9 protein-coding genes are annotated in these 9468 nt (G+C 75.4%); 4 read left to right on the forward strand and 5 right to left on the reverse strand.

The window, feature by feature from the left end; translation table 11 throughout:
- Positions 1-657 precede the first annotated feature (657 nt).
- The 3 genes from pcaG to ABD160_RS22485 are packed head-to-tail and all read right to left on the reverse strand — an operon-like array spanning position 658 to position 3238.
- A complete protein-coding gene (gene pcaG, locus ABD160_RS22475; RefSeq protein ID WP_344025659.1) occupies positions 658-1230 on the reverse strand; it encodes a protocatechuate 3,4-dioxygenase subunit alpha in 573 nt (190 codons plus the stop codon).
- Positions 1227-1946 carry a protocatechuate 3,4-dioxygenase subunit beta gene (gene pcaH / locus ABD160_RS22480; protein WP_344025662.1) on the reverse strand — a complete coding sequence of 240 codons (720 nt, stop codon included), beginning with the start codon at positions 1944-1946 and terminating at the stop codon, positions 1227-1229. The genes pcaG and pcaH overlap by 4 nt, the downstream gene beginning before the upstream one ends.
- Before the next feature lie 44 nt (positions 1947-1990).
- A complete protein-coding gene (locus ABD160_RS22485) occupies positions 1991-3238 on the reverse strand; it encodes a 4-hydroxybenzoate 3-monooxygenase (RefSeq protein WP_344025664.1) in 1248 nt (415 codons plus the stop codon).
- A gap of 69 nt (positions 3239-3307) precedes the next feature.
- On the opposite strand from ABD160_RS22485, the gene ABD160_RS22490 reads away from it, so the two are divergent.
- Positions 3308-4081 (forward strand): IclR family transcriptional regulator, encoded by a 774-nt coding sequence (locus tag ABD160_RS22490; protein WP_344025666.1) that lies wholly within the window; start codon positions 3308-3310, stop codon positions 4079-4081.
- Positions 4082-4087: 6 nt separating this feature from the next.
- On the opposite strand, the gene ABD160_RS22495 is transcribed toward ABD160_RS22490, so the two are convergent.
- Entirely contained in the window at positions 4088-4957 is an 870-nt protein-coding gene (locus ABD160_RS22495; protein ID WP_344025668.1) for a helix-turn-helix transcriptional regulator, read from the reverse strand.
- A 153-nt stretch (positions 4958-5110) separates the two neighbouring features.
- On the opposite strand from ABD160_RS22495, the gene ABD160_RS22500 reads away from it, so the two are divergent.
- Together ABD160_RS22500 and ABD160_RS22505 are read left to right on the forward strand one after the other, a co-directional pair.
- Complete coding sequence (locus tag ABD160_RS22500; RefSeq protein ID WP_344025670.1) at positions 5111-6067, forward strand: SDR family oxidoreductase; 957 nt, start codon at positions 5111-5113, stop codon at positions 6065-6067.
- A gap of 57 nt (positions 6068-6124) precedes the next feature.
- A complete protein-coding gene (locus ABD160_RS22505) occupies positions 6125-7273 on the forward strand; it encodes an epoxide hydrolase family protein (RefSeq protein WP_344025672.1) in 1149 nt (382 codons plus the stop codon).
- On the opposite strand, the gene ABD160_RS22510 is transcribed toward ABD160_RS22505, so the two are convergent.
- A complete protein-coding gene (locus ABD160_RS22510; RefSeq protein WP_344025674.1) occupies positions 7248-8501 on the reverse strand; it encodes an FIST signal transduction protein in 1254 nt (417 codons plus the stop codon). The two genes, ABD160_RS22505 and ABD160_RS22510, sit on opposite strands and share 26 nt — an antisense overlap.
- A gap of 231 nt (positions 8502-8732) precedes the next feature.
- On the opposite strand from ABD160_RS22510, the gene ABD160_RS22515 reads away from it, so the two are divergent.
- Positions 8733-9287 carry a DUF1697 domain-containing protein gene (locus ABD160_RS22515; RefSeq protein WP_344025676.1) on the forward strand — a complete coding sequence of 185 codons (555 nt, stop codon included), beginning with the start codon at positions 8733-8735 and terminating at the stop codon, positions 9285-9287.
- Positions 9288-9468 lie beyond the last annotated feature (181 nt).

Below are 9468 nucleotides of genomic sequence, written 5' to 3' on the forward strand. Positions count from 1 at the left end.
CACGCGTGGGGTGTGCACCGCAGCAAAGGGGTGTGAGGTGAGGTGGCGGGGTGCGAGGTCGGGCGCCGGCTGCCTCGGGGCGTCGGGTGTTGTGCGGTGGGGCGCGTGGGTGGGTGGCCACGGCTTCACGCGGCGCCGCGTCCCCGGCCCGACGCCGCACCTCCCGTTCGGCGTCGCACCCCCTGGAACGGGTGCGGGGGTCGCCACGGGGTGCGACATCGAGCGGACGGCGCTGAACCGCACCCTCAGCACGCCCCCGCACCCGCTCGAACCGGTGCGAGGACCGACACGGGGTGCGACGTCGCGGGCGGGGTGCGAGGCGGCGGGCGGGGTGCGAGGCAGCGCGTAGGTGCGGGGCCGCGGGCAGGGTGCGAGGCAGCGGGCAGGGTGCGAGGCAGCGCGTAGGTGCGGGGCCGCGGGCAGGGTGCGAGACCGCGAGCAGGGTGCGAGACCGCGAGCAGGGTGCGAGACCGCGAGCAGGGTGCGAGACCGCGAGCAGGGTGCGAGACCGCGAGCAGGGTGCGAGACCGCGAGCAGGGTGCGAGGCCGCGGGCAGGGTGCGAGGCGGCGGGCGGGTGCGAGGCCGCGCGTAGGTGCGAGGCCACGGGCAGGGTGCGAGGCCCGGCGCCGGGCGTCGAGCACCGGCGCCGGGGCCGGTCAGAGCTGGAGGAAGACCGTCTCGTCGGCGCCGCGCAGGCGTACGTCGAAGCGGTAGCGGCCCTCGCCGTCGGGCACCGCGATCAGCGTGTGCCTGCGGTCCTCCGGCACCGCCGCCAGCAGCGGGTCGGCGGCGTTGGCCTCGGCGAAGTCCGGGAAGTAGACGCGGGTGACGACCCGGTCGAGCAGGCCACGGGCGAACACCGACACGTCGATGTGCGGGGCCTGACCGGGCAGCGCGCCGGGCAGCAGGGTGCGGATGCTCCAGTGGCCGTCGTCGTCGGTGGGGGCGCGGCCGAAGGCACGGAACTCCGGGTGCCCGGACTCGGCCGGGGACACGGCGCCGCGCGGGTCGTCGGGGTGGTCGAAGCGGCCGGCCGGGTCGGCCTGCCAGGTCTCGACCATCGCGTCGGCGATCGTGGCGCCGTTCCCGTCGGTGACGGTGCCGTGGATCGTGATCGCGCCCGGCGTGCCGGCCGGGACGACGTCCGGGCCGTCCGGCCAGGGCAGCCCGATCGACAGGTACGGGCCGACGGTCTGCGACGGGGTCAGGGCGAGCGGGGTCCCGGTCATGCGTGCGGCTCCTCGAACGGCGTCTGCGCCCGGCCGCGCAGCACGATGTCGAACCGGAAGGCGAGCGCCCACTCCGGCCGGGTCGCGTCCAGGTCGAAGGTCGACACCATCCGGTGCCGGGACTCCTCCGGCGCCGAGTTGTAGATCGGGTCCTGGGCGAACAGCGGATCGTCCGGGAAGTACATCTGGGTGACCAGGCGCTGGGTGAACGCCCGCCCGAACAGCGAGAAGTGGATGTGCGCCGGCCGCCACGCGTTGTGGTGGTTGCCCCACGGGTAGGCGCCCGGCTTGATCGTGGTGAACGAGTAGTTGCCGTGCGCGTCGGTGAGCGTGCGGCCGCCGCCGGTGAAGTTCGGGTCCAGCGGGGCGGGCCAGTTGTCCCAGCGGTGCGCGTACCGGCCGGCGGCGTTGGCCTGCCAGATCTCGACCAGGGTGTCCGGGATCGCTCGGCCGTCGGAGTCGAGCACCCGGCCGAACACGACGATCCGCTGGCCGACGGCCTCGCCGTTCGCGCCGATGGTCAGGTCGTCGTCGCCCGGGTTCACCGGGCCGGTCAGCAGCGGGCCGGTGACCTCGGTGAGCCGGTGCGGCAGCACGATCGGCTGCTGCGCGGGGGCGCGCAGCCCGGTGCTCTTGTAGCCGGGCGAGTTCAGCGGCGGGTTGGTGCCCTCGGGCACCGGGACGTAGCCCGGGGGCTGGAGCAGCGGCGGCGTCATCGGCGGTTCCTCTCGTGCGGTGCGTGGTGGGACGGCGAGCGGGCTCAGACCGCGCCGTGCGGGAGGCCGACGTAGTTCTCGGCGAGGCTGGTCGCGGCCGCCCGGGAGGTCGCGGTGTAGCGCAGCTGGGACCGCTGCAGGCCGATCCCGAACGCGTCGCCCGCCTCGGTGCCGGGATCGAAGCGGTGCAGCATCGACGTCATGAACCAGGAGAAGTGCTCGGCCCGCCAGACCCGGCGCAGGCAGGTCGCCGAGTACTCGTCGAAGCCGGTCTCCGAGCCGGTGCGGTAGAAGCCGGCGATCGCGTCGGCCAGCACCCGGACGTCGGCGATCGCCAGGTTCATCCCCTTCGCCCCGGTCGGCGGGACGATGTGCGCCGAATCCCCCGCCAGGAACAGCCTGCCCCGGCGCATCGGCGCCGCGACCATGCTCCGCATCGGGGTGACCGAGGGCTTCTCCAGGAACTCGCCCTCGTTCAGGGTGAACCCGTCGCAGGCCAGCCGGGTCTGCAGCTCGTCCCAGATCCGCCGATCCGACCAGTCGCCGGGATCGGCGTCCGGCGGCACCTGCAGGTAGAGCCGGGTGACCTCGGGGCTGCGCATCGAGTAGAGGGCGAAGCCGTTGTCGTGGTGGGCGTAGACCAGCTCGTCGGTGGTCGGGGCGGCCCTGGCCAGCACGCCGAGCCAGCCGAACGGGTAGACGCGCTCGGCGACGGTGAGCTCCCCGCCCGCCGCCACGGCCGGCCGGGAGACGCCGTGGAACCCGTCGCACCCGGCGACGACGTCGCAGCGCAGCACGCTGTCGGTGCCGTCGGCCGCCGTGTAGGTGATCGACGGCGCGTCGGTCGTGACGTCGTGCACGGCCACCCCGGACACCTCGAACTCGACGGGCAGCCCGGCGTCGTCGATCCGGTCGGCGAGCAGGTCCTTCACGACCTCCTGCTGGCCGTACACGGTGATCCCGGCGCCGACGAGATCGGCGAAGTCGATCCGGTGGTCGGCCGCGGGCGCGCCCGGGGCCTCGCCGAACCGCAGCGCGATCCCGGTGTGCGGCATGCCCTCCCGGTCCAGCCGGGCGGCGACGCCCAGCTCCCGCAGCAGCGCGACCGACGGTGCCTCCAGGACGCCGGCCCGGACCCGCGCCTCGATGTAGCCGCGGTCGCGGGCCTCCAGGACGACCGAGTCGATCCCGGCGAGGGCGAGCATCCGGGCCAGTACCAGCCCGGCCGGCCCGGCACCGATGATGCCGACCTGGGTCCGGGTCTCGCGTCGTCGCGGGGCGGGGCTCGTCATGGGCGGTACTGTCCCCGACCCGCCGGACCCGGCTCGACCGCGCTTCCGCTCTGCGGAAGACTGCACGGTATGAGCACGCGTCCGGCCAGGTCCGGGGTCACCGCCCGGGTGCTCGACGTGCTGGGGGCCTTCACCGCGTCGACGCCCGCGCTCGCGCTGAGCGACATCGCGCGCCGCTCCGGGCTGCCGCTGACCACGGCGCACCGGCTGGTCGGCGAGCTCACCGCGGGCCGGGCGCTGGAACGCGGCGAGGACGGCCGCTACCGGATCGGGCTGCGGCTCTGGGAGATCGCGCACCTCGCCCCGGCCAGCCGCGGGCTGCGCGAGACCGCGATGCCGTTCCTGGAGGACCTGCACGAGGTCACCCGGCACAACGTGCAGCTCGCGGTGCTCGACCAGGACGACCCGGCGGAGGTCGTCTACGTCGAGCGGCTGTCCACCCGGGACGCCGTCTCGATCGTCAGCAGGCCGGGATCGCGGCTGCCCTCGACCGCGACCGGGGTCGGGCTGGCGCTGCTCGCGCACGCCGGCCCGGAGGACGTCGAGCGGGTGCTCGCCCGCCCGCTGCGCCGGTTCACCCCGCACACCGTCTGCGATCCGGACGGGGTGCGGGCGCTGCTGGCCCGCGCGCGGGCCAGCGGGTTCGTCGTCTCCGACCGGCAGATCGAGGCGGTGTCGCTGTCGGTGGCGGCCCCGGTGCGGACCGGCGACGGCCCGGTCGTCGCGGCGCTGTCGGTCGTCGTGCCCGCGGACGGGACGAACCCGCACACCTGGGTGCCCGCCGTCCGGGCGGCGGCCCGCGGGATCAGCCGGGCGCTGGGCCGGCCGGCCGGGAGCGGCTGAGCCCGGTCACGGGCGCCGGTCGGCGGTCGCGTCGGACGGCCCGAGCGACTGCCCGGCGAGCACCGACAGCAGCTGCAGCTTCTCGTAGCTCTCGCTGCCCGGCGGGGCCGTGTACACGAACAGCAGGTGCGACTGGTGCGGGTCGAGCAGCGTCTGGCAGTTCAGTTCCAGCACCCCGACCTCGGGATGGACCAGCCGCTTGACCTCCTGCGGGGACACCCCGATCTCGTGCGCCTCCCACAGCTCGCGGAACTCCGCGCTGCGGGCCAGCAGCAGCTCGGCGAACTGCGCGGCCCGGGAACCGGGGCCGCGCCGCGCGGCCACCCCGCGCAGCCCGGACGCGTACATCCGGGACATCAGCGCGTGCTCCTCCGGCGGGTAGATGTTCCGGGACGCCGGATCGGTGAACCAGCGGTAGCCGAGGCTGCGGGCCGGGCCGGTGTAGCGGTCCGCGTCGCCGGTCAGGGCGACGCCCAGCGGGGTCTGCCGCAGCGTCTCCCCCAGCTCGGTGACGATCTCGGCCGGGGTGTCGGCGAGCCGGTCGAGGATGCGCAGCAGCCCGGGGCTGATGTGCTCGCTGGTGGCCCCGCGGGCCGGCGGGTGCTGGCCGGCCAGCCGGAACAGGTGGTCCCGCTCGTCGAGCGAGAGGTGCATGCCCTGCGCGATCGAGGCCAGCATCTGCTCGGACGGGTGCGGCCCGCGTTCCCGCTCCAGCCGCGCGTAGTAGTCGGCGGACATGTGACAGAGCGCCGCGACCTCCTCCCGGCGCAGCCCCGCGGTGCGCCGGCGGCGCCCGCGGGGCAGCCCGACGTCCTCCGGCTGCATCGCCTCCCGGCGGCTCCGCAGGAACGCCGCCAGCCCGGCCCGGTCGATCATGGCCCACCGCCTCTGTTCGGGTACTGAATCGTTCCTACCGCCGGACGCGCGCCGCAGCCACGGATCGGCAGTCCGTGGATAACCCCGCGCAACACGACCAGTGTGGATGGCACACCCCACCGGGCACAGCCCACGAGGAGCAGGGAGAAACCCATGCCACGCCGCACCCCCGAGATCACCGTTCCCGACCTGACCGGACGGCGCGCCGTCGTCACCGGTGCGAGCGACGGCGTCGGCCTCGGCATCGCCGCCCGGCTCGCCGCGGCGGGCGCCGAGGTGGTCCTGCCGGTCCGCAACCCGCGCAAGGGCGAGGCGGCACTCGCCACGATCCGTCAGGCGCACCCCCTCGCCGACGTCTCGCTGCGCGAGCTCGACCTGTCCTCGCTGGAGTCGGTGGCGGCGCTGGGCGAGAAGCTGACCGCCGAGGGCGCCCCGATCCACCTGCTGATCGGCAACGCCGGCGTGATGACCCCGCCGGACCGGCAGACCACCGCCGACGGCTTCGAGCTGCAGTTCGGCACCAACCATCTCGGGCACGTCGCGCTGGTCGCCCACCTGCTGCCGCTGCTGCGCGCCGGCAACGCCAGGGTGACCTCGCAGATCAGCATCGCCGCGTCCAGCGGGACGATCAACTGGGACGACCTGAACTGGGAGCGGTCCTACGACGGGATGGGCGCCTACCGCCAGTCGAAGATCGCGTACGGGCTGTTCGGGCTGGAGCTGGAGCGGCGCAGCCGGGCCGGCGGCTGGGGCATCACCAGCACCCTGTCGCACCCCGGGGTCGCCGCCACCAACCTGCTGTCCGCGCGCCCGGAGGTCGGCCGCGCCCGGCAGACCATGGGCAGGCGGATCATCGGCGCGCTGTCCCGGCGCGGCATCCTGGTCGGCACGGTGGAGTCCGCCGGGCTGCCCGCGCTGCTCGCGGCGACCTCGCCGGACTCCCGCGGCGGCCGGCTCTACGGGCCGCGCGGGCCGGGCAACCTGGGTGGCGCCCCGGCCGAGCAGAAGCTCTACAGCACGCTGGAGGACGCCGCCGGGGCCCAGCGGATCTGGGAGACCTCGGAGAAGCTGATCGGCGTCCCCCTCACCCCCGGCCCCGCGCGGCGCTGACCGCATCGTGATCGATCCGAGGCCGCGCCCCGCGCCCCGGCGTGCCACCGTGGCGGGGTGCGCGACTTCCGCATCGAGATTCCCGAGGCCGAGCTCGACGACCTGCGCGAGCGGCTGGGCCGGACCCGCTGGCCCGAGCCGTCGACCGTCGAGGGCTGGGGCCAGGGCGTCCCGCTGGACTACGCCCGCGAGCTCTGCGAGTACTGGCGGACCCGCTACGACTGGCGCCGCGTCGAGGCCGAGATCAACGCCTGGCCGCAGTTCCGCACCGGCCTCGACGGCGGCGGGGACGACGCGGTCGAGGTGCACGTCGTGCACGCCCGCTCACCGCACCCGGGCGCGATGCCGCTGCTGCTCACGCACGGCTGGCCGGGCTCGGTCGTCGAGTTCCTGGACGTCCTGCCCGCCCTGACCGATCCGCCCGACCCGGCCGACGCCTTCCACGTCGTGCTGCCGACGCTGCCCGGCTTCGGGTTCTCCGGGAAGCCGGCGGTGCCGGGCTGGGGCGTCGAGCGGATCGCGGTGGCGTGGGCGCAGCTGATGGACCGGCTCGGCTACGAGCGGTTCGCCGCGCAGGGCGGCGACTGGGGGTCGATGATCACCTCCGCGCTCGGGACGGCGGCGCCGGAGATGCTCTACGGCATCCATCTCACGATGGCGCTCGCACCGAAGCCGGACGATCTCGACCTGCCGCTGACGAAGCAGGAGAAGGCGGACATCGCGTTCTCCAAGAGCTTCGACCGCTACGGCGCCGGCTACTCCGCCGAGCAGTCCACCCGGCCGCAGACCATCGGCTACGGGCTGGTCGACTCGCCCGCCGCGCAGTGCACCTGGATCGTGGAGAAGTTCTGGGACTGGACCGACTGCGCCGGGCACCCGGAGAACGTGGTGAGCCGGGACCGGCTGCTGGACAACGTGATGCAGTACTGGCTCAACGGCGCCGGTGCGTCCTCGGCGCGGCTGTACTGGGAGAGCTTCGCGCGCCGCCGGATGGACGACGTCGACGTCCCGACCGGGGTCGCCCAGTTCCCGCACGAGATGGTGAAGCTGCCGCGGTCCTGGCTGGAGCGCCGGTTCACCGACCTGCGGCACTTCTCCCGGCCCGACGTGGGCGGGCACTTCGCCTCGCTGGAGCAGCCCGAGACCTACGTCGAGGAGCTGCGCACCTTCTTCCGCGGCGTCAGACCACCAGCAACGACGCGGTGAAGCCGTGCAGGTGGTTGCGGCCACCGATCGGCCCGATCTCGCCGGCGGCGAAGAACCCGGCGATCCGCGGCCGGTCCGGGCCGGGGCGCCCGACGGCCGGATCGGCGGCGGCGGCCCGCGGATCGAGGCCGGTCAGCACGGCGCGCACGTCGTGGTCCGGATCGCCGAACATCCCGGCGCCGCGGCCGTTGCAGGAGAACAGCAGCGCCCCGGCGGCCGGGCCGGAGCGGCGGACCGGGCCGAGCAGCTCGTAGAGGTTCTGCGCGGCGCCGATCGCGTCGCGGACCTGGAAGCGCACGGTGGTCCCGACGTCGACGACGTCGCCCGCGACCACCGAGCCCTCCTCCGCGTTCACCGCCAGTACCGGCCGGACCAGGAAGTCCCCGCGCCCCAGCTCGCCGGCGTGCTCGTCGACGGCGACGCCGATGTGCAGCCCGCGCAGCGCCTGCTGCTGCTCACCCGGCGGCAGCGCCCCGACGATCTCGCGCAACCGGCGGGCCGCCGGGCGGCCGGCCAGCTCGGCGATCCGGTTGTGCTCGGCCCGGGTGACGACCATCGGCGGACCGATCGGCCGGCAGCCCTGGCTGACCACGATCCGCGGCGCCGGATCGCCGCCGATCAGCACGCCGACCGCGCCGCCCCGGTGCACCCGCCCGTCGACGAACAGCCGGTTCACCGCGGGCCCGCCCGGGGCGCTGGCCATCCCGCCGATCACCGGGAAACCGGGCCGGGTGTCGTTGATCCGGTCCAGGACGCCGGAGATCGGGAACTCGTACGGGTCGGCGAGCAGGATCGCGGCGCAGTCGTCGGTGGCGGGACTGTGCAGGCCGCGCACGGTCATCGCGTCGGCGCCGTCCGGCCCGGCGCCGGGGCGGCGCTCGGCGACCGGGGCGACGGCCCGCAGCCGGCTGCCCGGCAGGCTCGCCGCCCAGACCGACACCGCGGGCTCGCCCTCGACGCCGCGGGCGTCGGCGATCACCCCGTGCGCGGTGGCGCCGATCGCGGCGACCGCGCCGGCCAGCTCCATCACCCGCAGCCCGGCGGCCTCGACCTCCTCGGCGGGCAGCTGCGGCCCGGCCCCCGGGCAGACGAAGAAGACCACCAGGTCCGGCGGCGTCCCGTCCAGCGCGCCGAGCGCCTGGGCGGTCGCGACCTCCGCGGCGCCGGTGAGATCCGGCCCGACGGCGAGCCCGTCGCCGACCCGTCGTCCGGTCGCCGGGGGTGTCATGCCGCCTCCGTCCGCGACGCCCGCCGGGCGCGCTCGTTCCCACCCGGCGACGGGCTGCCGCCGGTGCTCGCCGCGACGCTACGGGAGCGCCGCGGGCACTGCCATCAGGCCGGGCCGGCACCGATCACGCGCCGCCGGGCGGGCGGTGCCGCTACCCTCCGCGCGGTGGACGCATCGGCCGACGAGCTGCGCACCGCCCACGCCGGGATCGCCGGGCGGGCGGGCTGAGGCGTGCGGACGCACGTGGCGCTGCTGCGCGGGATCAACGTCGGTGGCACCGGGAAGGTCCCGATGGCCGACCTGCGCAGCGCGCTGACCGGGCGCGGGTTCACCGACGTCGGCACCTGGATCCAGTCCGGCAACGTGGTGCTGGGCAGCCCGGCCGAACCGGCGGAGATCGCGGCGACGGTGGAACAGGTGCTGCGGGACGACTTCGCGGTGCCCCGCCCGGTGGTCGTGTTCGGCCGGGACGAGTACGCCGCGGTCGTCGGGTCGAACCCGTTCGCCGGTTCCGGGGCGCCGGCCCAGCTGCACACGGTGTTCCGGGCGGCGCCCCCGTCCGACGACGACCTGCAGCGGCTGGACGCCGCGCTGGCCGCCGAGCGGGCCGCCGGCGGGCGGGGGGACGCCGCCGTCGCCGGGCGGGTCGTGCACCTGTACCTGCCGGACGGCATGGGGCGGTCCACGCTCGCCGCCCGGCTGGCCACCCGCTCCGGGGCCCCGGACGGCGGCGGGACCACCCGCAACTGGGCGACGGTCGGCAAGCTCCTGGAGCTGCTCGGGTGATGCATGCGTGCGCGCCGGGCGTCGCGGGTAGTCGTATCGTGAGACATAGTGGACGAGATCCGCGCGGCAGCCGCCGCGCCCCGTCACCGAGGAGGTCGGAGACAACCGATGGCCGAGTACACGCTCCCGGATCTGCCGTACGACTACAGCGCGCTCGCCCCGCACATCGCGCCGGAGATCA

The organism is Pseudonocardia kongjuensis, assembly GCF_039526905.1.
Taxonomy (GTDB): Bacteria; Actinomycetota; Actinomycetes; order Mycobacteriales; family Pseudonocardiaceae; genus Pseudonocardia; species Pseudonocardia kongjuensis.